23 protein-coding genes are annotated in these 24,974 nt (G+C 63.7%); 18 read left to right on the forward strand and 5 right to left on the reverse strand.

Annotated features, from left to right (window positions below; genetic code table 11):
* Positions 1-4: 4 nt before the first annotated feature.
* Positions 5-1,396 (reverse strand): MFS transporter, encoded by a 1,392-nt coding sequence (locus ACYAS9_RS26630; RefSeq protein ID WP_463571416.1) that lies wholly within the window; start codon positions 1,394-1,396, stop codon positions 5-7.
* A 207-nt stretch (positions 1,397-1,603) separates the two neighbouring features.
* Here ACYAS9_RS26630 and ACYAS9_RS26635 point away from each other — a divergent pair, with 207 nt between their 5' ends.
* The 4 genes from ACYAS9_RS26635 to ACYAS9_RS26650 are packed head-to-tail and all read left to right on the forward strand — an operon-like array spanning position 1,604 to position 7,908.
* Complete coding sequence (locus ACYAS9_RS26635; RefSeq protein ID WP_463571417.1) at positions 1,604-2,725, forward strand: AAA family ATPase; 1,122 nt, start codon at positions 1,604-1,606, stop codon at positions 2,723-2,725.
* On the forward strand, positions 2,722-3,156 hold the full coding sequence (locus ACYAS9_RS26640) for a bpX5 domain-containing protein (RefSeq protein ID WP_463571418.1): 435 nt from the start codon (positions 2,722-2,724) through the stop codon (positions 3,154-3,156). Before ACYAS9_RS26635 ends, ACYAS9_RS26640 begins: the two co-directional genes overlap by 4 nt.
* Positions 3,156-5,000, forward strand: coding sequence for a hypothetical protein (locus ACYAS9_RS26645; RefSeq protein WP_463571419.1), 1,845 nt, complete (start codon positions 3,156-3,158; stop codon positions 4,998-5,000). Before ACYAS9_RS26640 ends, ACYAS9_RS26645 begins: the two co-directional genes overlap by 1 nt.
* Positions 4,993-7,908 carry a bpX6 domain-containing protein gene (locus tag ACYAS9_RS26650; RefSeq protein ID WP_463571420.1) on the forward strand — a complete coding sequence of 972 codons (2,916 nt, stop codon included), beginning with the start codon at positions 4,993-4,995 and terminating at the stop codon, positions 7,906-7,908. The genes ACYAS9_RS26645 and ACYAS9_RS26650 overlap by 8 nt, the downstream gene beginning before the upstream one ends.
* Before the next feature lie 9 nt (positions 7,909-7,917).
* Here ACYAS9_RS26650 and ACYAS9_RS26655 read toward each other — a convergent pair whose 3' ends face one another.
* Positions 7,918-8,493: a histidine phosphatase family protein gene (locus tag ACYAS9_RS26655; protein WP_463571421.1), complete on the reverse strand. Its 576-nt coding sequence runs from the start codon at positions 8,491-8,493 to the stop codon at positions 7,918-7,920.
* A 291-nt stretch (positions 8,494-8,784) separates the two neighbouring features.
* Here ACYAS9_RS26655 and ACYAS9_RS26660 point away from each other — a divergent pair, with 291 nt between their 5' ends.
* The 3 genes from ACYAS9_RS26660 (at position 8,785) to ACYAS9_RS26670 (ending at position 12,339) form a co-directional block, all read left to right on the forward strand.
* Positions 8,785-10,308 (forward strand): tyrosinase family protein, encoded by a 1,524-nt coding sequence (locus ACYAS9_RS26660; protein ID WP_463571422.1) that lies wholly within the window; start codon positions 8,785-8,787, stop codon positions 10,306-10,308.
* Positions 10,309-10,322: 14 nt separating this feature from the next.
* A complete protein-coding gene (locus tag ACYAS9_RS26665) occupies positions 10,323-11,093 on the forward strand; it encodes a copper chaperone (protein WP_463571694.1) in 771 nt (256 codons plus the stop codon).
* A 154-nt stretch (positions 11,094-11,247) separates the two neighbouring features.
* Positions 11,248-12,339: an acyltransferase family protein gene (locus tag ACYAS9_RS26670; protein ID WP_463571423.1), complete on the forward strand. Its 1,092-nt coding sequence runs from the start codon at positions 11,248-11,250 to the stop codon at positions 12,337-12,339.
* Here ACYAS9_RS26670 and ACYAS9_RS26675 read toward each other — a convergent pair.
* On the reverse strand, positions 12,314-12,721 hold the full coding sequence (locus ACYAS9_RS26675; RefSeq protein ID WP_463571424.1) for a hypothetical protein: 408 nt from the start codon (positions 12,719-12,721) through the stop codon (positions 12,314-12,316). The genes ACYAS9_RS26670 and ACYAS9_RS26675 overlap by 26 nt on opposite strands.
* 172 nt (positions 12,722-12,893) lie before the next feature.
* On the opposite strand from ACYAS9_RS26675, the gene ACYAS9_RS26680 reads away from it, so the two are divergent.
* The 7 genes from ACYAS9_RS26680 to pcaC all read left to right on the forward strand — a co-directional run bounded on the left by ACYAS9_RS26680 (position 12,894) and on the right by pcaC (position 18,768).
* Complete coding sequence (locus ACYAS9_RS26680) at positions 12,894-13,145, forward strand: glutaredoxin family protein (RefSeq protein ID WP_463571425.1); 252 nt, start codon at positions 12,894-12,896, stop codon at positions 13,143-13,145.
* Positions 13,142-14,080 (forward strand): pca operon transcription factor PcaQ, encoded by a 939-nt coding sequence (gene pcaQ, locus ACYAS9_RS26685; RefSeq protein ID WP_463571426.1) that lies wholly within the window; start codon positions 13,142-13,144, stop codon positions 14,078-14,080. The genes ACYAS9_RS26680 and pcaQ overlap by 4 nt, the downstream gene beginning before the upstream one ends.
* Positions 14,081-14,204: 124 nt before the next feature.
* Positions 14,205-14,924: a protocatechuate 3,4-dioxygenase subunit beta gene (gene pcaH / locus ACYAS9_RS26690; RefSeq protein WP_463571427.1), complete on the forward strand. Its 720-nt coding sequence runs from the start codon at positions 14,205-14,207 to the stop codon at positions 14,922-14,924.
* A 10-nt stretch (positions 14,925-14,934) separates the two neighbouring features.
* Complete coding sequence (pcaG, locus tag ACYAS9_RS26695) at positions 14,935-15,537, forward strand: protocatechuate 3,4-dioxygenase subunit alpha (protein WP_463571428.1); 603 nt, start codon at positions 14,935-14,937, stop codon at positions 15,535-15,537.
* Positions 15,538-15,613: 76 nt separating this feature from the next.
* Positions 15,614-16,963 carry a 4-hydroxybenzoate transporter PcaK gene (gene pcaK, locus ACYAS9_RS26700; RefSeq protein WP_463571429.1) on the forward strand — a complete coding sequence of 450 codons (1,350 nt, stop codon included), beginning with the start codon at positions 15,614-15,616 and terminating at the stop codon, positions 16,961-16,963.
* Between the two features lie 41 nt (positions 16,964-17,004).
* The gene (locus ACYAS9_RS26705) at positions 17,005-18,369 is read left to right on the forward strand and encodes a 3-carboxy-cis,cis-muconate cycloisomerase (RefSeq protein ID WP_463571430.1); all 1,365 of its coding nucleotides are present in this window, start codon (positions 17,005-17,007) and stop codon (positions 18,367-18,369) included.
* Between the two features lie 3 nt (positions 18,370-18,372).
* Entirely contained in the window at positions 18,373-18,768 is a 396-nt protein-coding gene (gene pcaC, locus ACYAS9_RS26710; protein ID WP_463571431.1) for a 4-carboxymuconolactone decarboxylase, read from the forward strand.
* A 1-nt stretch (position 18,769) separates the two neighbouring features.
* On the opposite strand, the gene ACYAS9_RS26715 is transcribed toward pcaC, so the two are convergent.
* Together ACYAS9_RS26715 and ACYAS9_RS26720 are read right to left on the reverse strand one after the other, a co-directional pair.
* Positions 18,770-19,129, reverse strand: coding sequence for a 4Fe-4S dicluster domain-containing protein (locus ACYAS9_RS26715; RefSeq protein WP_463571432.1), 360 nt, complete (start codon positions 19,127-19,129; stop codon positions 18,770-18,772).
* Positions 19,126-20,721 (reverse strand): FAD-dependent oxidoreductase, encoded by a 1,596-nt coding sequence (locus tag ACYAS9_RS26720; protein ID WP_463571433.1) that lies wholly within the window; start codon positions 20,719-20,721, stop codon positions 19,126-19,128. The genes ACYAS9_RS26715 and ACYAS9_RS26720 overlap by 4 nt, the downstream gene beginning before the upstream one ends.
* Positions 20,722-20,928: 207 nt before the next feature.
* Here ACYAS9_RS26720 and ACYAS9_RS26725 point away from each other — a divergent pair, with 207 nt between their 5' ends.
* From ACYAS9_RS26725 to ACYAS9_RS26740, 4 genes are all read left to right on the forward strand, one after another.
* Positions 20,929-21,741, forward strand: coding sequence for a class II aldolase/adducin family protein (locus ACYAS9_RS26725; RefSeq protein ID WP_463571434.1), 813 nt, complete (start codon positions 20,929-20,931; stop codon positions 21,739-21,741).
* Between the two features lie 89 nt (positions 21,742-21,830).
* Positions 21,831-22,739: a glutaminase B gene (glsB, locus tag ACYAS9_RS26730; RefSeq protein ID WP_463571435.1), complete on the forward strand. Its 909-nt coding sequence runs from the start codon at positions 21,831-21,833 to the stop codon at positions 22,737-22,739.
* A 41-nt stretch (positions 22,740-22,780) separates the two neighbouring features.
* On the forward strand, positions 22,781-23,869 hold the full coding sequence (locus ACYAS9_RS26735) for a DUF1615 domain-containing protein (protein ID WP_463571436.1): 1,089 nt from the start codon (positions 22,781-22,783) through the stop codon (positions 23,867-23,869).
* A 49-nt stretch (positions 23,870-23,918) separates the two neighbouring features.
* Complete coding sequence (locus tag ACYAS9_RS26740) at positions 23,919-24,956, forward strand: NADP(H)-dependent aldo-keto reductase (protein ID WP_463571437.1); 1,038 nt, start codon at positions 23,919-23,921, stop codon at positions 24,954-24,956.
* The last annotated feature ends 18 nt before the right edge of the window (positions 24,957-24,974 follow it).

Consider the following 24,974-nt stretch of genomic DNA (forward strand, 5'->3'; position numbering starts at 1 on the left):
GCTGTCACGGACGATTCAACACCGCCGCACCCGCCTGCGGTTGCAGGCGAAAACTGTCGTACATCGCCACCAGCGCCATGACGCTCAACAGCATGAAGGCCAGCTGGAAATCCGCCGTGTCGGCGGTGCCCTCGTTGCCGTGTACCAGCATCGCGCCGCGCAGCAGCAGGGCGGCAATCGCCACGCCCAGGCCCATGCTCAATTGAAAAATCATGCTGAACAGGGTGGATGCATTGCTCATCTGCGGCTGCGGCACATCGGCGAATCCCAGGGTGTTGTAGGCGGTAAATTGCAGCGAGCGCGACAGCCCGCCCAAGAACAGCAGCAACATGATCAAGCGATGATCCATCGCCGCATCGAAGCTGGCGCACACGGCGATGGCCGCTACGCCCAGCGCACCGTTGACCAGCAACACCTGGCGAAAGCCCCAGCGGTTGATCACCCAGGTGGTGCACGCCTTCATCGCCAGGTTGCCGGCGAACACCGCAATGACCAGAAAACCTGCCGTCACCGCCGACAAGCCGAAGGCCAGCTGGAACATCAGTGGCAGCAGAAACGGCAATGCGGTGATGCACGCACGAAACAGCGAGGCGCCGATCAGGCTGGCCTTGTAGGTCGGGATATTGATAACGCTCAGGTCCAGCAACGGGTGCGGGCTGCGGCGCATGTGCCACAGCGAGCAGGCGCCCAGCAACAAGGCGCCCAGGCACAACAGGCTGGCCGGCAGGAAGTTTTTCAGGTCCTGGCCCAGCCACTCGAAGCCGTACAGCAAGGCGGCGCAGGTGCTGCCCAGCAACAGGAAACCCAGCCAGTCGAAGGGCCGGCTGCGTTCGGTGCGTGCGTTGGGGATCAGCGAAAAGGTCGCGATAAACGCCAGCAACCCGAGTGGCAGGTTGATGTAGAAAATCCACGGCCAGCTGGCATAGGTGACCATCAACCCGCCCAGCGGCGGCCCCAGCACCGGGGCAATCAGCGCCGGCGCGGTGATGTAGCCGATGGCCTTGACCAGGTCTTTTTTCTCGGTGGTGCGCAGCACGGCCAGGCGCCCGACCGGCACCATCATGGCGCCGCTGATGCCTTGTAGAATCCGCGCGGCAATAAACGCTTCCAGGCTGCTGCTCAGCCCGCACAACAAGGACGCGAAGCTGAACATCGCAATCGCGCTGGCGAACACCAGGCGCGCGCCGAAGCGATCGGCCAGCCAGCCACTGATGGGAATGAACGCTGCCAGTGCGATCAGGTAACTGCTGACGGCCACGTTAAGGTCGACCGCGGCCACATCGAAGCTGTGCGCCATCTGCGGCATGGCCGTGACGATGATCGTGGCGTCGAGGTTTTCCATGAAAAACGTGGCGGCGACCAGAAAGGCCACTTTTGTCGAGTGAGACAGGTTCATCAGGCAGTCCATAGGCGGCGGATTTGTCCATGCCAAGCCATCGTAGACAACACATCCTGAAATGAAAATATCTGTTTTGTGTTCGGCGCAGTGCTGTGTCGGCTGCAGTGACCGATCGGTCATAAGGCGGGTGTGCCAGATGTGTTACGGATCTTTTCGGTTTTTTTCCGGTCTATGAGGCCTGTTTGAATTCAGGGAAGGATGTTCATGAACGCTTCATTGCACAGCGCCGCCACACACATCCGCCAGGTCGTACGCACCGCCACCGAAGGTCTGGTGGGCCGCGAGCAACTGGCCGAGTTGATTGTGCTGGCCGCCGTCGCCCAGGAGCACATCCTGGTGATCGGCCCGCCCGGCACCGCTAAAAGTGCGGTGGTGCGGCGCGTGGCGCAGTCGATGGGCGGGCGCTATTTCGAGTACCTGCTGGGACGGTTTACCGAGCCATCGGAACTGTTCGGCACCGTCGACCTGAAAAAACTGCGCGAAGGCACGGTAGAAACCGATGTCAGCGGCATGCTGCCAGAGGCCGATATCGTCTTTCTCGACGAAGTGTTCCTCGGCTCTACAGCCATTCTCAATACCCTGCTGGGCGTGCTCAACGAGCGGCGTTTTCGCCGTGGCCACACGCAAATCGATTGCCCGCTGCGGGTCTGTGTAGCGGCCTCCAACGGCTTGCCCGAGGATGAAGCGCTGGCCGCGTTCGGCGACCGCTTTCTGCTGCACCTGTTTGTCGACTCGGTGCCGGACAACCAGCTTGAGGCGATGCTTGCCGGTGGCTGGCAGAGCGAGCAGCGCCAGGTGCCGTCGTTGCTGGGCTTGAACGAACTGGACACGCTGAGCCAGGCCCTTGGCAATGTCGACCTGACCGCCGTGCGGCCCTTGCTGGCTCAGGCGATCCGCCGTCTGCGCGAGGCCGGCATCCAGTTGTCCGACCGGCGCATCGTCAAATCGCAACGGCTGATCGCGGCCGCTGCCTTGCTCGGCGGGCGTACCGAAGCCAGCGAGGCTGACCTGTGGCCGCTGTTGTATGTGCTGCCGACCCAGGAAACCCAGCAAAGTGGCCGCGAGATCCTCGGTGAACTGTTCGCCGGGTCGAGCAACAGCCATTTGTTCAGCGCAGTGGAAGAGGCGACCTTGCAGCCGATGTCGCGGCTCAACCGGCTGCTGGAAACCGCTGAAGAGTACCTGGCGCGCAGCGAGCCGCCGTCCAACCAGCAGCTTGAGAGCCTGCTGCGCGAGATCGACTCCAATTTCAACAGCGAGACAATGCCGGCATCGTTGCAGGATGCGCGCGGCAAACTGACCCGACTGTTGACGTTTGCCGTATGACCGGCCTGGCAATGGCCTGGCGCTGGCGGCCCAGGCTGACGCCTGCCGAGCCACAAGCGGCCGTGGCCTGGGGCGAGGCGGCGCAGCGCCTGCATGCGCGGCTGGCGTTGATCGAGGCCGGGCAGGCCGGGCGTTTGCGCGCCACGGCCAATCGCGAGGTGCTGGTGGTGACTGGCGCAACGGCGGACCTGCCGTGGGTCGAAGGGGTCGAGTACGCCTGCACCGTGGCGCAAGCGCCGGGGTTATGGCTGCCGACCAGCTGGGAACCGGACGTGCCGGTCGATCTGTTGGGGCAGGCACTGGCAACCGCGTTTGCCCGCTCACCGGTCTTGCTCTGGCATGCGCCCACGCTCGCCGTGCCGCTTGACCGGCTGCTGCCACTCAACGCCGCGCTGTTGCAGCGCATCGAAACCTGGTGGGCGAAAGGCTGATGCAATTACCTGAATCGTTGCACCCCTGGCGCCAATGGCTGGAATGGTTTGCGCCGCAGTATCTGCCGCTGTTTTCTGACCTGCTGGGGCGTTTGAATCCGTTGCTGGGCCCGTTGCGCGGCCTGCAACAGGGCGGCGTACCGGAACCCGATGGCCTGGGCGACTTGCAGCGGCGCGGCGCGTATGAGCGGTTGCTGTCCAGCGAATGGCTGCTGGCCGAAGAGATGCCCGACGAGTTCCTGCGCCGGGCGGTGGTCGGTGAGCACCTGTTCCTGGCGCCGCAATACCGTGCCCGCCAGGCCAACCGGCTGATTGTCGTGCTGTTCGATGCCGGCCCTCTGCAACTGGGCGCCGCGCGTCTGGTGCACCTGGCGCTGCTGATGCTGCTGGCACGCCGTGCAGAAGAGGCTGGCGCCGAACTGCGCTGGGGCATTCTGCAAAACGACCCTTGCCTGTTTGAACTGGACAGCGCCGCACAGCTGCGCCAGTTGCTCAATGCGCGCACCTGGCAAATGGTCAGCGACGCGCATTGGCAAGCCTGGCGCACCTGGCTTGGCGAACAGCCGCACACCGCTGGCGAGTGCTGGCTGGTGGGGCAACGCCTGGCCAGGGCGGATAACCAGCCGTGTACCCATCGCGTACAGGTGCAGCGCAGCCTCGACGGCAAGCATCTGGCGTTCGAGGTGCAGGCCGCCACCACCCGGCGCGTGACACTGCCGATACCGGACGAACAGCTGGCCGTGCCGCTGCTCAAGGGTCAGTTCAAGGACGAAGTGGCCAGATCGGTGGTGCGCGGCAGCGTGCCGAGGGTGTCGCTGACCCTGCCGCCGGTCATTTCGTCCAACGGCAACTATATCGCCCTCAGATTGCTCGACGAGCCGGGCATGGCGGTGATCCGGCTGCCGTCTGGCGAGCGCAAAACCAGCCTGCAGGTCCATACGCCTTACTGGAGCGCCGAGCGCACGCCACTGGCGGTGACGTTCATGAGCCGTACCGTGGCGGCGGTCATGAGCAACGATAACTACCTGACCTTCTGGAACGTGCGCGGCCTGGGGCCGGTCGACAAACCGGGCCGCGAAGAGCTGCAATTGCCGCCGGGCACCGCCACCTGGCTGCCCATCGCCTGGCTGCACGGGCGTCAGGGAGGGCGTTTGTTTCTGCTCGACACTCAGGGCCATCTGGCGTACTGGATCGCCCGCGGCGGCAAGTCCCTGGTGGCGTCGGTGGAGGACAAAACCCACCGGCTGACCGACAAAGTGCTCGGCATGGCCAAGGTTGACGCGCAACTGGTGGCCTATGTGCGCAACGAAGGCGGGCGGTTGTACGCCCATTCGATTGATGTCGACGGCAACCAGATGTGTGGCGGCATGATTGGCGATGCCGCAGGCGCCAGCGAAGTGTTGTTCGCCGCCAGCCCCGCGTGGCGCAAGTCCATAGGCGGCTGTGCGCTGGGTTCTGTCGAAAATGGCAGCCAGCGCTGGCGGTTGCTCGCCGCCGAAGGCTCGGCGCCGCAACAACCTGAGCACATTCTTCTGGCGCCGGGCTGGAAGGCCTTGGGTTTGCTGGTGCTGCAAGGCAGCCTACGTTATGCGCTGGTGTTGCTGAGCCCCGACAAACACAGCGTTGGACTGTGGTGCGAAGGCCAGCAAAATGTGCTGTTCACCACCACTGAACCCATTGCCAGAGTCAGTTTCTGCAATCTCAGCACGGTGGTCGCCGCCATCACCAGTGCCCGCGAGCTGCTGGTGTATTCGGTGCATTGGCGCCGGCTGCGTTTGCAGGTGATGTGCAACCAGCTCACCGAAAAGCACACGCTGGAACACAAGGAAGACGCCGATGCCTGAGCATGACGCCACCGTGATTCGCCGCCCGGTATTGACCGGGCATCAACAGATCGAAGGGCTGTGGTTGCCTGTCGAGCGCTTTAGCGATGATGAATGCGCACGCCTGATCCTTGAACGATGGCAAACCGGCGCCAGCGCCTGGCGCTTCGCCGACGGCCACTTATTGCAGTTTCGCCAGCCGCAGTCGGTGTATTGCGAGGCGCAGCTGGGTTGGCCGCTGATCCGCCAGGGCCGCGCGCTGTGTTCGGCACGGTTGACGGCGCATGAACTGCAAAGCCTGCCAGCCGCCGATGTCTGGCTGGTGCGCGGCAGCCAGGTCAGCGCCTTGCAACTGCGCGATGCGACGCCGATTGCGCCCGGTGACTGGCTCGATGTCAGCGCCTATACGCTGCTGGACACCTACGATTGCCGCAGCATCCTGCCGGAACCGGAGCTCGAACCCCTGGCGGTGACCCGCGATGTACGCGAAATCCTCGGCGACTCGTTGCCGCCAGTCAGCCCCGAACAGGCCGAGGTGCTGCAAGCGCTGCTCGATCGCAAGCGCAAGGGCACCGGCACCGGCACCGGCAATGGAAAGCCGTCCGGGCAAGCGTCCAGCCCGAGCGCCAACGATCCCTGGCAAAAGCCTGACAATCACCCGACTCCAGCCTGGCTAAAGGTGGCGGTGGGTCTTGGGGGGGTGATGCTGGTCGCGGGTCTGGCGGGGCAGGCCAGTCATCAGGGGGCTTCTGCCGAGTCTTCAGCGGTGGTCATCATCGTCGCTGCGCTGCTGTTCGCTTTGTTATTACTGGGCATCCGCACACTGCTGCGCCGCCCGTCATCGGTGCGCCAGGTGCCGGTACCGACCGCGACAAAACCCGCCGTGCAAGCCTTGCCGCCACGCGCCTCCCGCGCCTGGCACAAGCCCGCGACCTGGCGGCGCTGGTTGACCCGCCTGACCCAGAACTCGCGCCTGTCCGATCTGTACGGCAAGCGCCAGGCGGCCTATATGCGCCGCATGCTGGAGATGTTCGAAGACGGCGACCTGCAGGAAGCCTTGCGCCACGCGATTCCTCTGGGCAGCGGCCAGGGCCCGGTCGAGCAGTCGTTCGGTACGCCACAGCGGCGCGAAGACCTGAACGTCAGGCAGACCACCGCGCCCGGTCGCTCGATGCTGTTCGAGGAGGACATGGAGGCGCACCTCAAGCAGATTTACCGCCAGGCCTTCGAGCGCCTGGACCGCGAAGGGCGGATCGATGAAGCGGTGTTTATCCTCGCCGAGCTGCTGAAAGTCCGTCAGGAAGCGCTCGACTACCTGGAAAAACATGGCCGTTACCAGCAGGCGGCCGATCTGGCGCTGGGCTGGGACATGCCGTCGTCGACCCTGGTGCGCTTGCTGTGCCTGGCCGATGACTGGCAGCGTGCCTTGCTGGTGGCCCGGCGTGACGATGCCTTTGCCGATGCGGCCTTGATGCTGCGCGACAAATGGCCCGAGCAGGCCAACCGTCTGCACCTTGAGTGGGCGCAATCCTTTGCCGACAAAGGCATGTGGCTGCAAGCGGTGGACGTGATCTGGCGCCTGCCGGCCGAACGCCAGCGCGCGGCGCAATGGTTGCTCAATGCTGAAGCGGCCGGCGGCAAGCTGGCGGTCTATGCGCTGGTCAAGCGCGCCATTCTGTTGCCCGACACCGTTGAAGGCTACGGCACCTGGGTCGAGCAACTGCGCGATGACCCACAGCGTTGCGCCGAGCGTGCGGCGCTGGCCGAGGCGTTGTTGCAGAACAAGGATCAGCCGCAAGCACTGGCCTGGCTCAGCGGGGCGATGACCCATGCGATTCTTGCCGATCAGGCCAGCGGTCACGGGCGCTTTTCCAACAATGAGCTGCAAGCGCTGGTCACGATGAGCCAGGACAGCCTGTTGCAGGCCGACCTGCCGGGCATGGCGCTGTTGCCCGTGTCGCGCACGGGGCTTGAACACGTCAAGGAACACCATCAATGGAGCGCGCCGCCACGCGGCAGCCGGGCGATTCTCGACGCCGTGACGATGGAAGGTTCGCGTTACCTGCTGGCGCTGGGCGAGGCGGGTGCCGTGGTGATCGATGCCACCGGCAAGACGCTGTCGCACTTTGCGGTGCCGGCCCAGGCCATCGTCATGGCCCACAGCCGGCAAGTGGCGCTGGTGCTGGCCCGCCACGACGGTGTGTGGCGCATCAGCAAGCTGGACCTGGTCAACCGCACGGCGACCGACCTGGGCGTGCACAAGCTCTCGGTGTATGCCAAATCATTCGACGGCATGGCCTGGACCATCGGCCTGGGTCAGCAGGTGCGGGTGGTGGACGTTGATCGCGGCTTTGCCACGCTGTGGCATGTCAGTGACCTGCCCGGCGACATCATTCACATCAATGACGATGCGCATCACGAAAACTGGTGGCTGCACAGCTCGACCAGCGCCAGCCAGTTCTGGTGCTACAGCTTGCCCTCGCGCCGGTTGGTCAGCCGCGAACCGATGCCCGCACGAACCTATGAAGACAGCAATCAGTTGTTCAGCCCCGGCGGCCAGGTCACCGAGTACCGGCTCAAGCGCATGCAGGGCGAAGATCCGGTCCTGGTGCTGGAGGGCAAGGAAGAACGTAAAGGTTACCGCTTGATCGACTGGGGTGAAGTTGAAGAGGACCAGGATCCAGTGATCCTGTTCCCCTTCGAGCACTGGCTGGGGATCGGCTATACCACGGTGGACAAGCAAACCCGCTATCACTTGATCCACCGCGATACCGACCGTTTGTGCGCGGTGATCGAGTGGCCGCTGCATGATTTCTACGACATGAGCGTGCGTTGCCGCGGTGCCGACTGGCTGCTGTTCGACCGCGAAGGACGCCTGAGCCATGTGAATACCGACGAGGGCGTACAGCGCAATATCTCGCTGAATTGACGGGCCCGATCAGGCCCCTTGCGCTTCCTTGCTGATTCGATACACCGCAGCACCCCAGTAGCCACTGCCGCTATTGGCGTGACGTTGCCAGCCACTGGCCTGCAAATGCCTGGCGATCATGCGGTTCATGAAGCCGTGACCGAGCAACAGCACGCTGCCGTTGTCCGCCAGTGATTGAAGCTGCTGCGCCGCCGCCCTGGCGCGGGCGGTGGCCGTGCGTACCGACTCGACCTGGCCATGCGCGCCGCACAGCCAGAGCATGCGCAACACAAATGCCCACGTGAACGGCGAGAGTCGCGGCTGCGCCCAGCGGCCGTGGGGCAATTGTGCTTCGCAGAACAGGGCATCGACCCGATCCGGTTCACGCCCCAGCGCGGCCACCGAGGTCAGCGCCCGTGGTGCGCTGCTCGATACGACGATGCGCGCTCTGGCAGCCAGTTCGGCACTGGAGTCGGGCACCGGTTGATCGATGATTACCGAGTGTTCGTAGTCGGCTATCCAGCGCTGCATGCCTTGTGGTGAAACCCTGGCAATGCTGGCCAGATCCGGCTGGCCATGGCGCATCAGGATGATTTCCCGGGTCACTGAAGTGATGTCCTTTTCGAATAGTGATTAAGGGCACGGGTATGAACGCCCCGAATGGCCGCGCATTAGAACACGGCCAGGTACCCGTGACCCCGATCCTCGGGACAGCCTGCAAAGAACGGCGCAAAAATTTTTCCTGGTAATGGCTTTGAGCTATTAACTTTCAGCTAGTCTCGTCCGGGCTCTGTCGCGGCACCGCCACCGAACGGGCGATATCTCTGATTTGTGAGGCCATGGGGCAACCAGTCGTTTCCCTGTCGCCACCCTCTGCCAACACATGGAGTAAGTGCAATGGGTTATGTACGCAAGAATGTCTGGGAACTGGGTTCCGATTGGGCCGAGCCGTTGCTGTGGTACGCGCGCGGGGTCAAGGCGATGCAGGCACGACCGCTCGACGACCCGACCAGTTGGCGTTTCTATGCCGCCATACACGGCTTCGAAGAGGCGCTATGGCTTGAACAGGGGTATTTGACGCTGGGTGAAACGCTGCCCGACAAGGCCGTGCAAGCGCAGTACTGGCTGCAGTGTCAGCACGGTAGCTGGTACTTCCTGCCGTGGCACCGGGGTTACATCCTGGCCATCGAGAACATTCTGCGCGGTGAAATCATCAAGCTTGGCGGCCCCAGCGATTGGGCCATGCCGTACTGGAACTACTTCCGTACCGGCCAGAATGGCCTGCCGCCAGCGTTCAATTCGCCGGACTGGCCAGACGGCACGGGCGACAACCCGCTGTATGTGGTTGCGCGCTACGGGCCTGACAACAACAGTGAAGTCTTCATTCCGCTTGACGACGTCAACGAAGACGCCTTGGGCGAACCTGAGTTTACCGGGGTCTCGACCGGCGGCAGCCCGGGTTTTGGTGGCGTCGAAACCGGCTATAGCCACAGCGGGCAAGTGCACGGCGCGTTCGAAAACCAGCCGCATGACATGGTCCATGTCTATGTAGGCGGGTACAAGCCGCCGCTTAATGTCGTCAAGGGCTTGATGGGCACACCGCGCACGGCGGGACTTGACCCGATTTTCTGGCTGCACCATGCCAACATCGACCGTTTGTGGCAAACCTGGGTAGACCTGCCCACCTCTCTGGGCAATCCCACCGAGAGCAACTGGCTAAAAGGTCCGACTGCCGTCGGCGAACACCCTTTCGTGATGCCAACCCCTGAAGGCGAAGCCTGGAACTATGAACCGCAGCAGATGATCAGCCTGCAAGCGCTGGGCTACAGCTATGATGACTACAGCCCTGCCAACCCGATCACGACGCCTGTATTGCGGGCCAAGGCGCTGGGCCTGAATGCCGAGGTGGCGAACGTGAGCAAACCTTCCCAGGATGTCGAGCTGCTGGGTGCCAGTGCGCATAACATCCCGCTGTCAGGCAGCGGGGTGAGTAGTCGCGTGGCGCTGGCTGGCGATGTCCATAACAAAGTGGCGGCCCGCTTCAGTGCGCGGCTTTCCGCTCAGGTGGCGCTGCCGGACCGGGTATTCCTGAACCTGGAAAATGTGCGCGCCGATGAAGACGGTTTTACCTTGAAGGTGTTTGCTCATGTCGCCGCCACCACCGAGGGCGCCGATGTCGGCGAGCAGGTGGTAGGTTCTATTGGCCTGTTCGGGGTCAGTTCGGCGTCTACCACGGCAGACGGTCACGCGGGCGACGGAGTGACCTATGTACTGGATATCACCCGTTTTTTCGATGCGCTGCAACTGGCCGGCACTGCAACCTTGCCGGCCATTGAGGTGCGCCTTGAACCGCGCCATCCGATTCCGGACTCGGCCAATGTGACGATCGGGCGCATCAGCCTGTTCCGTCAGGGCCAATAAGGAGCCAGCACGTGATGCGTACCCGAGCCTGGCCTGATTCACTTCTGCTGATACTGGCGGCCATCAGCCTGGCGGCATGGTGCGCCATTGCCGTGCTGCCCCACAGCATGCCCGTGCCGACGTTTGGCAGCGCCCAGCCCATGGGCGCAATGCCCATGCACCTGCACAGCGGGCATCACATGGCGGGGCCGGCGCACTCGCCGCTGAGCCTCGTCTATGGCTGGGTGCTGATGATGGCCGCGATGATGTCGCTGGTTATCCTGGCGCCGCTTCAACACGTGCGTGCCCGTTCGTTCACCAGCCGTAAACGGCGCAGCCTGCTGCTGTTCGTGGCAGGCTACAGTGCGGTCTGGGGGTTGGGCAGTCTGGTGTTGTATGGGGTGGCCAGCGTGCTTGGTGCGGCGCTGCCGGGGGCTGTGGGGCTGATGGTGGTGGGGGCTGCCGTGCTGCTCTGGCAAGGGACGCCGGCCAGGCAATATTGCCTGAACCTGTGCCATCGCCAGCCTGCACTGGCAGCCTTCGGGCGCCCGGCAGACCGCAGTGTCGTGCAGTATGGCTTGATCAATGGCGTGTCCTGCTTTGGTGCCTGCGGCGGGTTGATGCTGCTGACATTGATGGCCGGCGAGGCACATGCCATCGCCATGCTGTCGGTCACCGTGTTCATCATCGCCGAACGCTTCGAGTCGCCGCGCCTGCCTGCCTGGCAGTGGCAGATGCCGGGCAAACTGCTGCGCATTGTGGTGGCGCAGGTGCGGATCGGGGTGGCCCGGCGTTCGGCAGTCTAGGCTTTGCGGCGCGCTCAAGGCCTCTGGGCCGTGCCGCACACCGTCCTTCCAAAATCGTAGCCCTTGGCTATGCTCAGACCCATGAGAGCCTTGGACAGGCTCATGACATCTGTTAGTACCGGCGTGTTCGCCGGTCAGCAATGGGGCGTGATGCATGGAGCGGCTGTTTTCCCTGCAAGGGCTCAGGGGGTTGGCGGTACTGGGCGTGGTGCTGTTTCACATGACCTCGGTGGAGGCCAAATACTCCGGTGGCGACCGGCTGCTGCCAGGCTTTCTGGATTTCTTCCAGTTGGGCGTGGACCTGTTTTTCGTGATCAGCGGCTTTGTCATGGTGATCGTCAGCCGTGGGCGCTTTCAGGACGGTGTTCAGGCGCAGCGCTTTGTGTTCAACCGCGTCTCGCGGATCTATCCCACGTACTGGCTGTATTTCTTTATCACCCTGGCGGTGTATCTGGTGCAGCCGGGCATGGTCAACAGCGGCCATGGCGAGTCCAATCTGCTGCTGTCGTTTTTCTTGCTGCCCAGCGACAAGGTGCTGCTGGTGATGGTCGCCTGGTCGCTGGTGTTCGAGCTGTGGTTCTACCTGGTGTTCAGTGGCCTGATGCCGTGGCGCGAGCGTTTGTTGCCGGTCTTTCTGGCGGTCTGGGCGCTGATTCTGCTGGTGTTCAATGCGCTGCAGGACTGGCAGGACTATTCGCCGCTGGTGCAGATCATCCTGCATCCGTATGCCCTGGAATTCATTGCCGGCGTGGCGCTGGCGCTGTTTTTCTATGGCCCGCACAGCGCGCGGCTGCCCGATGCGCTGGTGTGGGCGGCGCTGCTGCTGGCCACCCTGGTGGGCATGCCGCTGATTGGGTTTTTCCATCTGTATGAGGGGCACGGCCTGGCGCGCATGCTGGCGGTGGGCGCAACCTTTGGTGTGCTGGTGCTGAGCATGGCGCTGCTGGAACGTCGCGGCCATCTGCGCCTGAGCCCGGTGCTGGTGGCCATCGGCGACATGTCGTACACCGTGTACCTGTCGCACCTGCTGGTGCTCGGCGTGATCGGGCGCCTCTGGCTGTGGCTGGGGCCAGCGCCGCAAAGTTACCTCGACAACCTGGTCTTTGCGGTGCTGATGATGATGGCGGTGCTGTGCTACGGCTGGGTAGGGTATCGCCTCTTCGAAAAGCCGGTGCTGGACCGGGCCAACGCTTTTTCCAGGCGCCGCTTCAAGTCCCGGGTCAGGCCGGTGGCGAATCCTCGCTAAGCGGCGCGTCGACGATGTGTTCGGGCAACACGCGGCGGATGCGTTTTTCCGAGTGATAGGCGCCTTCATCGTTATGGCGCAGGTACAGCCTGGCGCACGATACGCAGGTCCACACGCCGCACTGGTTATAAGGGTAAAAGCGCGGCGCGATGGGCGCATCCGCTGACCAGTAAGAGGTATTGGCCGGGTGATATTCCTCAAGCGTCGCCTCATCCCTGGGAACCTGCGCCAGGGTGCCGACCCTGACGAACTGTTCTTCATGGTAAGTGGCCGGCCAGCCGCTCCAGCCGCTCAGGTCCCGTTCCAGACAGGTACACGGCGCGTCACCGGGCCGGGTTGTTTGCGCCACGCTGGCTAACCGTTCAGCATCAAAAACCGTCATGACTTTTCAGACCTCCGTGTTCAGGCGCAGGCGTTGCGCCGGCCAGTTATAGCGCATCGCGCATCCTGTGTAGAGCGCCGCATTTACCTGTTAAGCCTCGACGCTCTTCACCGGCAGGCCTAAAATCATCAAGCCACTGGCCACATTTACCTGTCATCACGAGAAATCTGCCATGCCACCCGAATGCCAATTGCTCGGCACCCCCGGTTGTCACCTCTGTGAACTGGCCGAATGGGTGTTACTGCCTTTAATCGAACACGGCCTGATGGTCGAGCTGGTGGATATCGCTGAAGACGAGTCTTTGGCTGAACATTACGGCCTGCGCATCCCGGTGCTGCGCCGTGTCGACAGCGGTGCCGAGCTTGACTGGCCGTTCGATGCCGAGCAGGTCGCCTATTTTCTGCGCAGGCCCATCACTTCTTGAATATCGATACCCGAATCAAATACCGCCACCTGGTGTGCTTCCTTGAGGTGGCGCGCCAGGGCAGCCTGGCCAAGGCTGCCGATCAATTGGCGATCAGCCAGCCGGCGCTGTCCAAGGCGCTCAAGGAGCTTGAAGGCTTGCTGGGCGCGGTGCTGTTCTTGCGCGGCAAGCATGGCGCGCAGTTGTCCGAGGCCGGCGTGGCCTTCATGCGCTTTGCCGGGCCCAGCGTCCAGGCGCTGCGTGAAGGGGTCAACAGCCTGCGCTCCGGCGAGCACGAAACCGCCACGGTGCGCCTGGGCGTGCTGTCCACGGCCGAAAGCCTGTTGATGCCCGAGGTACTGACCCGTTTGCATGAACGCCATCCGGCGCTGATCGTCAGCGTGATGACTGGCCCCAGCGCCTACCTGTTGTCGCAACTGCGCGTCGGTGAAGTGGACCTGGTGGTCGGGCGCATGACCGACAGCCCGCAGATTCATGGCCTGAGTTTCGAGCACCTGTACAACGAATCGATGACCCTGGTGGCGCGCCGTGACCACCCGTTGCTGGCGGCCCCGCTGCGTCGTGAAAGCCTGCAGGATTATCCGTTGGTGCTGCCGCTGGCCGGCACCACGATTCGCGCCTTTGCCGACAGCCTGTTCGTGCAATACGGCATCCAGCCGCCGCGCCAGCGCCTTGAGACCCTGTCGCTGATCCTCAGCCGGCGCTATGTCGAGCGCAGCAATGCGATCTGGATCGCGCCACTCGATGCAGTGCTGCAAGAGTTGCAGGACGGCAGCCTGGTCGAACTGGACATGGGCATTCGTGAACCAGGCGGCTCGGTAGGCCTGTGCAGCAACCCGGCCGTGCCGTTGTCGCGGGCGGCGTTGTGGTGCGTGGATGAACTGCGGCAGGTGGGTGAGGCGTACCGCAACGGTGCCTACAACTTCAATCCATAACCATTTGGTTATGGATCGTTGATATTTTTTCATTTTTCGAAGCGGCTCGATCCCCTGACACTGTGCCCAGCCTGAGGCGCAGCGCACTGCGCATCACAATAAAAACAACGCAAGGACCTGAACCATGTCTGTTGCCGACAACAGCCGCTTCGTCATCCGTGATCGAAACTGGCACCCCAAAGCCCTGACGCCCGACTACAAGACCTCCGTGCTGCGCTCGCCGCGCCAGGCACTGGTCAGCATTCCGCAGTCGATCTCGGAAACCACGGGCCCTGATTTTTCCCATCTGATCTTTGGTCGCCACGACAACGACCTGCTGCTCAACTTCAACAACGGTGGCCTGCCGGTCGGCGAGCGCATCATCGTGGCCGGTCGCGTTGTCGACCAGTACGGCAAGCCGGTGCCCAACACCCTGGTGGAAATCTGGCAGGCCAACGCCGGCGGCCGTTATCGCCACAAGCGTGACCATTACCTGGCGCCGATCGACCCCAACTTTGGTGGCGTCGGCCGCACCCTGACCGACCGCGACGGCAACTACAGTTTCCGCACCGTCAAGCCAGGCCCGTACCCATGGCGCAACGGCCCCAACGACTGGCGTCCGGCGCACATCCACGTGTCGGTCAGCGGCCCGTCGATTGCCACGCGCTTGATCACCCAGCTGTATTTCGAAGGCGACCCGCTGATTCCGCTGTGCCCGATCGTCAAGTCGATCGCCAACCCCGAGGCTGTGCAGAGCCTGGTGGCGCGGCTCGACATGGGCCTGGCCAATCCGATGGATTGCCTGGCCTACCGCTTCGACATCGTGCTGCGCGGTCAGCGCCAGACCCACTTCGAAAACCGCTGAGGAGGTTGTCATGCCCGTTCAATTACTGCCCGAAACCCCTTCGCAAACCGCCGGCCCTTACGTTCATATCGGCCTGGCCCTGGAAGTGGCTGGCAACCCGACCCGCGAACTTGAAATCTGGAACCAGATGGCTCAACCGGGTGCAGCCGGCGAGCACATTCTGTTGCTGGGTTCGGTCTACGACGGCAACGGCCATTTGATGCGCGATTCGTACCTTGAGTTGTGGCAGGCCGACCATCAGGGCGCTTACGACCCGACCTACGATCAGGCCAGACCCTTCAACGGTTTCGGCCGCACCGCCACCGACGACGACGGTGTCTGGACGGTGAAAACCGTCAAGCCGGGCGTGGTCACCAATGGCGCCGGCGTGCCGATGGCGCCGCACATCAACATTTCGCTGTTTGCCCGCGGGATCAATATCCACCTGCACACGCGTCTGTATTTCGATGACGAAAGCGCCGCCAATGCCAAGGACCCGGTGCTCAACCTGATCGAGCAGGCCCCGCGCCGCGAGACGCTGGTGGCCAAGCGTTGTACGGTGGACGGCCAACTGGCCTACCGCTTCGATATCCGCGTGCAGGGTGAAGGCGAGACGGTGTTCTTCGACTTCTAAGCCGGTTGCGTGCTTTTCAAGCCTCTGCACTGCCCGGTGCGGAGGCTTTCCTACATAAAAATAAAAGGGATATCACATGACGCTTTCTGCAAGTGCGGCCGGGGGGCGGACCCTCGATGTCCAGACGTTTATCAATGAACAACCGCTGTCAGCCTTTCAATGGCGAGTGGTTGCGCTGTGCTTTCTGATCGTTTTTCTCGACGGCCTCGACACCGCGGCCATGGGCTTTATTGCGCCGGCGTTGAGCCAGGAATGGGGCATCGCCCGTTCCAGCCTGGGGCCGGTGATGAGTGCCGCCCTGATCGGCATGGTCTTTGGCGCGCTGGGTTCCGGCCCCTTGGCCGACCGCTTCGGCCGCAAGCTGGTGCTGGTGGTCGCCGTCTCGGTGTTCGGCCTGTTCAGCCTGCTGTCGGCCTGGAGCACCAGCCTCGATCAACTGCTGATCCTGCGCCTGCTGACCGGCATCGGCCTGGGTGCGGCAATGCCCAACGCCACCACGCTGCTCTCCGAGTACACGCCCGAACGCCTCAAGTCGATGCTGGTGACCAGCATGTTCTGCGGCTTCAACCTCGGCATGGCCAGCGGCGGGTTTATCTCGGCCAAGATGATCCCGGCGCTGGGCTGGGAAAGCCTGCTGATGCTCGGCGGGATTCTGCCGTTGATTCTGGCCCTGGCGCTGGCATTGTGGCTGCCGGAATCGGCGCGTTTTCTGGTGGTGAGCAATCGCGGTGCCGAGCGGGTGCGCAAGGTGCTGGCGCCGATCAATCCGGGCGCGCTGAAGGACGTGACGGGTTTCAGTGTCCCGGAGCAAAAAAGCGTGGGCAGCCGCAACGTGTTCAAAGTGGTGTTTTCCGGCACCTACAGCACCGGCACCTTGCTGCTGTGGCTGACCTATTTCATGGGCCTGGTGATCGTCTATCTGCTGACCAGCTGGCTGCCGACCCTGCTGCGCGACAGCGGCGCCAGCCTGGAGCAGTCGGCGGTGATCGGCGCGCTGTTCCAGTTGGGCGGCGTGCTTAGCGCGGTGGGTGTGGGCTGGGCGATGGACCGTTATAACCCGCACTGGGTGATCGGCGGCGCCTATGCACTGGCCGGAGCATTCGCCTGGCTGGTCGGTCAAAGCCTGGGCAATGTCGTGCTGCTGGCGACGCTGGTGCTGGTGGCCGGCATGTGCATCAATGGCGCGCAATCGGCCATGCCCTCGCTGGCGGCCCGTTTTTATCCGACTCAAGGCCGCGCCACCGGCGTGTCGTGGATGCTGGGCATCGGCCGCTTCGGCGCGATCCTCGGCGCCTGGGCCGGTGCCACGCTGCTGGGCCTGGGCTGGAGTTTCGAGCAGGTGCTGACCGCGCTGATCGTGCCGGCCGCGCTGGCAGCGATCGCGATCCTGCTCAAGGGCCGGTTCAGCCATGCGGATGCCACATGAATCTTTCTGGTACCAGATGAATCTTTTCAGGGAGCGCTGCTGTGAGCACACCGAGCAATCAACTGTTTGATGCCTATTTCACTCAAGCCGACATGCGCCGGATCTTTTCCGACGCCGGCCGTGTGCAGGGCATGCTCGACTTCGAGGCGGCACTGAGCCGTGCCCAGGCGCGGGTCGGCCTGATCCCTCAGGCGGTGGTGGCCGATATCGAGCAGCAATGCCGCGCCGAACTGTTCGACTTCGAGGCGTTGGCCATCGCCATCGGCAGCGCCGGTAACTCGGCGATTCCGCTGGTCAAGGCGCTGGGCAAGCAGATTGCCGCGCACAGTCCAGAGGCCGAGCGCTATGTGCACATGGGTGCCACCAGCCAGGACGTCATGGACTCAGGCCTGGTGCTGCAACTGCGCCGCGCCATCGTGCTGCTCGAAGCCGATCTGGCGCAACTGGCCGAAGCGCTGGCCACCCAGGCGCAGCGTCATGCCGACACGCCGCTGGCCGGGCGCACCTGGCTGCAACAGGCAACGCCGGTCACGCTGGGGATGAAAATCGCCGGCTGGCTGGGCGCGGTCACCCGTCATCGGCAGCGCCTGGCCGAACTCAAGCCGCGTTTGCTGAGCCTGCAATTTGGTGGCGCTTCGGGCAGCCTGGCGGCCTTGGGCGAACAAGCCTTCGACGTGGCCCAGGCCCTGGCTGAAGAGCTTGACCTGACCTTGCCGGAACAACCCTGGCACACCCAGCGCGACCGGCTGGTGGAGTTCGCCAGCTGGCTGGGCACGCTCGCCGGCAGCCTGGGCAAGCTGGGCCGCGACATCAGCCTGTTGATGCAGACCGAAGTCGGCGAGGTGTTCGAGCCTTCGGCGCCGGGCAAGGGCGGCTCATCGACCATGCCGCACAAGCGCAACCCGGTGGGCGCTGCGGTGCTGATCGGCGCCGCGACCCGCGCACCGGGGCTGGTGTCGACCCTGCTGTCGGCCATGCCGCAAGAACACGAGCGCAGCCTGGGCCTGTGGCACGCCGAGTGGGAAACCCTGCCGGAACTGTGCTGCCTGGTTTCCGGCGCGCTGCAACAGGCATTGCTGGTGGTGCCGGGCCTGGAAGTCGATGCCCCGCGCATGCGCAGCAACCTGGAGTCCACCAAAGGCCTGGTGCTGGCGGAGGCGGTGAGCATCGCCCTGTCGCGCTGCATCGGCCGCGATGCGGCGCACCACCTGATCGAACAAAGCTGCCGCCGCGCGGTAGAGCAGGGCGCGCACTTGCGTCAGGTGCTGGGCGATAACCCGCAGGTCACCGAACACCTCAATGCCCAGGCACTGGACCGCCTGCTGGACCCGGCCCATTACCTGGGCCAGGCCCGGCGCTGGGTCGAGCGCGCCGTGGCGGAACACACACATTTCACCAAGGAATAAGCCATGAACGAAAAAGAACGCTATGACGCCGGCATGCAAGTGCGTCGCGCGGTACTGGGCGACACGCACGTCGACAACAGCCTGAAAAAACTCACGCCGTTCAACGAAGAGTTTCAGGAAATGATCACCCGCCACGCCTGGGGTGACATCTGGACCCGTCCAGGCCTGCCGCGCCATACCCGCAGCCTGATCACCATCGCCATGCTGATCGGCATGAACCGCGAAGGCGAACTGCGCCTGCACCTGCGCGCCGCGAAAAACAACGGCGTGACCCGCGACGAGATCAAGGAAGTGCTGATGCAGAGCGCGATCTACTGCGGTATTCCGGCCGCCAACGCGACCTTCCACCTGGCCGAAGAAGTGTGGAACGAACTGGGCGTCGAATCGCTGCAGGAGTGATTCACGTCCGCCCGCCGTTGGTCGTCCGCGCCAAGGCAAAGATGCCGTCCATGCGCCAATGCAAATTGGCGTAGCGGGCATCTTCTGCCCACTCATCCCAGCCCGAGTCGCGGCGAAATTGCCCCAGTAACCCGCTGGCACGTATGGCCTCGGGGTCCGGCTGGCGCGGTTGCTCGCAGTCCGGGTCGACATACAGCGCATCGCTTGCGCAATACAGCTCGCACATGAAGCAGGTCTGGCAGGCCGACTGGTCGCGGATGTCCGGCAGGCCGTCGGCGCCGATCCTGAGGGCGTTGGTGGGGCAGACCTGCACGCAGGTGCCGCAGCCGTCGCACAGGTCTTTGAATATCAATTCGATCATGCAGGCAGTTCCTGAAGGTGCGGGCGGCTCTGGAGCGCATCGAAGCGATGCCAGGGCTGGTCCAGGCCACCGATACGCAGGTGCGCATCGAAGCGGGTGAGTTGTTCGGGCTGGTCGCTGCGCTGGTGCATGCCACGGCTTTCGCGGCGTTGCTCGGCGGCGTAATAGCACCAGCGGGCGGTGGCGGCCATGGCCACCAGTTCACGCGCGCGCAGCGGGTTATCGACGATGGCCTGCGCGCCGTGGCGCACTTCATCCCAGACCGTGTCCAGCGCCTGCAACGAGCGGCCGAGCTGCGCGCCGTTGCGGAACAGGTTCTTGTCCAGCGGATGGACTTCGTTCTGGATGCGGCGAATCAGCGCCGGGCCGTCGGCCACCGTATGGCGCAAGCCGGCACCGTCGAAGCCGTGCACGGCGCCTGCCGGTGCTTGCGCTTGCAGTGCCCGACGCGCCGCTGCGCGGCCTGCCCATTGCCCGGTCGACAACGCCCAGGCGGAATTTTGCGCGCCACCGCCCGAGGTGGCGCCGGCAATCGGTTCGCGGCTGGCGGCGTCGCCGGCGGCGTACAGGCCTGGCACCCGGGTTTCGCACTCATCGTTGACCAGGCGCAGGCCGCCGACGCCACGGATGGTGCCTTCCGGGTGCAGGGTCACGGCGAAGCGCTGCGTGTAAGGGTCGATGCCGCGCCGGTCGAAGGGCAGCATCAGGTTGGGCTGGATGGTCGGCAACTGCCGGCGAATGTCGTGCGGCACCCGGTTCAGGCGGCAGTAAACCGGGCCCTCAAGCAGGGCGCGGGCCAATTGTCCGGTGAAATCAGGGCCGGGCCCGATGGGCAGCAGGCGGTCGCTGGCATCAAAATATTCGCCGAAGCTGTAGACCATCGAGCGGGTCATGCTGCTGCCAGCGGCGGCGATGCAGTAGTAGTTCGAAAACTCCATGCCCGACAGTTCGGCCCCGGCCTCGACCGCCATCAGGTAGCCGTCGCCGGTGTTAGTGTGGCTGCCCAGCAGGCTGGACAGAAACGCACAGCCGCCGCTGGCCAGCACCACCGAAGGCGCCCGCACTTGCCAGTCGCCTCCGGCCTGACGACGCCAGCCGCGCGCACCGGCCAGCGTGCCTTGCGCGTCGCGCAGCAGCTCCAGTGCCGGGCTGTGGTCGAGAATGGTCACGCCGTTATCCAGCGCCAGGCGGCGCATGCCGCGCAGGTATTCCTGGCCACGCAGGCCGCGGTACTGCACCACACCTTTTTCGTCCACGGGAAAGTCGTAGTAGCCGCTGATGCCTGGCAGGCTGGTCCACGTAGTGTCGATGGCGCGGGCCATCCAGCGCGCATCGGCCAGGCCATAGGCGGTGCCCAGGCGCTTGTCGATGGCCGCCTGGCGCACGCCGGCATCGGGTGGCACCCACCAGTGGCCGGGCCCTGCGGTGGCGGTCACGCCGCTGGTGCCGCAGTAGCCTTTGTCGACCAGCACCACCCGCGCGCCTTCACGGGCGGCGGCCACGGCGGCCCAGGTGCCGGCCAGCCCGCCGCCGATAATCAATACATCGGCGTGCAGTTCAAGGGTCAGCGTACGGTTCAGCGACGCGGTCATGATCAGGCTCCAGGCGGGTCAAAATTGAAGACCTCCGCCTGGCAAAGGGGTCGGTAATGGATCGCGAGCGAGGATCAAAGCATAAAGATGAATTTTAATATTCTATTTTTTAATAATTAGCTTAGAAGAAAATGTGCTTTTTCAAGATCTTGTTATGCGCATAGTCTTGGATGACTTGCTTCACACGTCATTCAGGAGCCACACCCAATGAGCAACGTCAGTGCCTTGCCCGTCCAACAGGATGCCCACCAGCCCTCGGGCAATGTGCGTGATCGCGTCTCGGCTGAAGAGTGGGAAGTGCGCGTCCAGCTTGCCGCCGCCTATCGCCTGGCTTCACTCAAGCGCTGGACCGACCACATCTATACCCACTTCTCGGCCCGCGTGCCCGGCCCTGATGAACATTTCCTGATCAATGCCTTCGGCCTGCTGTTCGATGAGATCACCGCGTCGAACCTGGTCAAGGTGGCGCTCGACGGCACCATCGTCGACGACCCGACCGGCCTGGGCATCAACTACGCAGGCTATGTGATCCATAGCGCCATTCATGGCGCCCGCCATGATCTCAAGGCGGTGCTGCATACCCACACCCGCGACGGCATCGCTGTGTCGGCGCAAAAGCGCGGTCTGCTGCCGATCTCCCAGCATTCCCTGGGGTTCTCTGGCCGCGTGGCCTATCACGACTATGAAGGCGTTGCCCTGGAGCTGGACGAGCGCGAGCGTCTGGTCGCCGACCTCGGTGACAAGAGCGTGCTGATCCTGCGCAACCATGGCCTGTTGACCGGTGGTGTCAGCGTTGCCCACGCCTTCCAGCAACTGCAGGGTCTGGAATATGCGTGCAATATCCAGATCGCCGCGCAGTCGGCCGGCAACGACGAATTGCTCCTGCCGCCGCCGGAAGTGGTGGCCAAGGTCGAAGAGCAGGCCAAGGTATTCAAGGACGGTAACGGCCCGGGCGTGGCGCGCCACTGGAATGCGCTGATCCGCGAACTGGATCGCCACGGCACCGATTACAAGAATTGATCGCGGTCACGGGCGTTCAGGCGCCCGTTTCACAGGTAATTTTTCAGCACTTGGTGTAGTGTGCGCACCCAAAAACACGGGGCGCCCACATGCAAGACTTGCTGAACGAAATCCTCGATGAAGTCAGGCCATTGCTCGGCCAGGGCAAAGTCGCCAATTACATTCCGGCGCTGGGCGAGGTGCGCCCCGATCAGCTCGGTATCGCGGTGTACAGCAACAGTGGCGAGGTCTTCCACGCGGGAGACGCACTCACGCCGTTTTCGATCCAGAGTATTTCCAAGGTCTTCAGCCTGGTTCAGGCGATTCAGCATTCCGGTGAAGAAATCTGGGAGCGGGTCGGTCACGAGCCGTCCGGCCAGCCGTTCAACTCGCTGGTGCAGCTGGAGTTCGAGCGTGGCAAGCCGCGCAACCCGTTCATCAATGCCGGTGCCCTGATCATCAGCGACATCAATCAGGCGCGGTATGCCGCGCCGGCCTTGTCGATGCGCGATTTTGTGCGGCGTTTGTGCGGCAACCCCAAGGTGATCTCCGATGCCAAGGTGGCCGAGTCCGAGTACCAGCACCGCTCGCGTAATGCGGCGGCGGCCTGGCTGATGAAGTCGTTCGGCAATTTCCATGGCGAAGTCGAAAACGTGCTGCGCAGCTACTTTCATCACTGCGCGCTGAGCATGAACTGCGTCGATCTGGCGCGCGCGTTCGGGTTTCTTGCCAACGAGGGCTTTTGCACCCACAGCGGCGAGCAGATTCTGACCGCACGGCAGACCACCCAGTTGAACTCGATCATGGCCACCAGCGGGCTGTACGATGAGGCCGGCAACTTTGCCTATCGCGTCGGCCTGCCGGGTAAAAGCGGGGTAGGGGGCGGGATTGTCGCGGTGGTGCCGGGGCGTTTCTCGGTGTGCGTCTGGTCCCCGGAGTTGAACGCTGCCGGTAACTCGCTGGTCGGTATGGCAGCGCTGGAACGTTTGAGCGCGCGGATCGAGTGGTCGGTATTCTAGAGGCCGATGCCTCGGTCTTTCTCATGACTCAGGAGATCGAGGTGAGTTCAAACCTGCTATTGAGCCTGACGGCCGTCACCGCGCTGCTGCTGAGCGGTTGTGCCACGCGGCCATCAGGACCGCCGCCGCTGAGCCCCGAACAGGCCCGCGAACGCATCGTGGCGCTGCTGCCGGCCAGCGTGAAGGACCGTCAGGGCTGGGCGGGCGATATCCAGACCGCGTTCAGTACCCAGGACATTGCCCTGACACCTGAAAACATCTGCGCCGCGCTGGCCGTTACCGAACAGGAGTCGACCTTTCAGGCCGACCCTGCTGTGCCGGGGCTTGGGCGCATTGCCCGTGAAGAAATCGACCGCCGTGCGGCACGCCTGCACATTCCCTCCGCGTTGATCGACACCGCATTGAGCCTGCGTTCGCCCGACGGCAAGACCTACGCGGCGCGCCTGGCAGCGGCGCGCACGGAAAAGCAGCTGAGCGGCATCTTCGACGACTTCATCGACATCGTGCCGTTGGGCCAGACCCTGTTCGGCCGGTTCAACCCGGTCCACACCGGCGGGCCGATGCAGGTCAGCATCGCCTTTGCCGAAGCGCGCGCCAAAGGCTACCCGTACGCCGTCGACGGCTCGATTCGCCGTGAGGTGTTCAGCCGCCGTGGCGGCATGTACTTCGGCATCGCCCATTTGCTGGGTTACCCGGTCGATTACCCCGAGCCGCTGTACCGCTTCGCCGATTTCAATGCCGGCTGGTACGCCAGCCGCAACGCCGCGTTTCAGAGTGCCGTCAGCCGCCTGACCGGCAAACAGCTGGCGCTGGACGGCGATCTGATCCGCCGCGACTCGCTGGACCCCGGCAGCACCGAGCAAGCCGTGCGCAGCCTTGGCCCGCGTCTGGACCTGAGCAACGCGGCGATCTATAACCAATTGAAAAAGGGTGATGGCCAGGACTTTGAAAGCACCCGGGTGTATGCACGGGTCTTCGAACTGGCCGAGCAGACAGCCGGCTTTCAGCTGCCACGCGCGATACTGCCGGGCATCACCCTGCAAAGCCCGAAGATCACCCGTAAACTGACCACCGCCTGGTTTGCCCAGCGGGTCAACGAGCGTTACCTGCGCTGTCTGAAGCGCACCTGAACAGCGGCGGCATAGGCCTTCGTATTTCTTCGATAAAAGGGAGTCATCGATGCAATTTCGTTCACTCGGCAAGACGGACATTTCTGTCAGCGCCATCAGCCTGGGCACCATGACCTGGGGCGAGCAGAACACTCAGGAACAGGCCTTCGAACAGATTCGCCTGGCCAAGCAGGCCGGTGTCAACTTCATCGACACCGCCGAGATGTACCCGGTGCCGCCGCGCGGCGAAACCTACACCCGCACCGAAAGCATCATCGGCGAGTACTTCAAGAAGTACGGCGACCGCAATGACTGGGTACTGGCCAGCAAAGTCGCCGGCCCCGGCCGCATGGAACACATCCGCGACGGCAACCCGCGTCTTGACCGGCGCAACATCACCGCCGCGCTCGAGGGCAGCCTCAAGCGCCTGAACACCGATTACCTGGACCTGTATCAACTGCACTGGCCGGACCGCAAGACCAACTTCTTTGGCGTGCTGGGCTATCAGCACGATGCCAGCGACAACTCGGTGGCCATCGAAGAAACCCTGTCGGTGCTGGGCGACCTGGTCAAGGAAGGCAAAATCCGCCAGATCGGCCTGTCCAACGAAACCCCGTGGGGCACCCAGCGCTTCCTGCACCTGGCTGAAACCCTCAACCTGCCACGCGCGGTGTCGATCCAGAACCCCTACAGCCTGCTCAACCGCACCTTTGAAGTGGGCCTGGCGGAAATTGCCATTCGCGAGCAGATCGGCCTGCTGGCCTATTCGCCGCTGGCGTTCGGCGTGCTGACCGGCAAATACCTGAATGGCGCCCGTCCTGCCGATGGCCGCCTGACCCTGTACGAGCGCTTCCAGCGCTACAACAACCCCGAGGCACAACGCGCCACCGAGCAGTATGTCGCGCTGGCCCGCGAGCACGGCCTGGACCCTGGACAACTGGCCCTGGCCTACGTCACCAGCCGGCCGTTCGTGACCAGCAACATCATCGGCGCGACCAACCTTGATCAGTTGGCCAGCAACCTGGCGAGCATCGACCTGGTGTTGTCCGATGAAGTGATTGCCGGAATAGAAGCGATCCACACGCGCCAGCCAAACCCGGCGCCGTAACCTGCAACACCAACCTGT

This window comes from Pseudomonas sp. HP_08 (genome assembly GCF_055284095.1).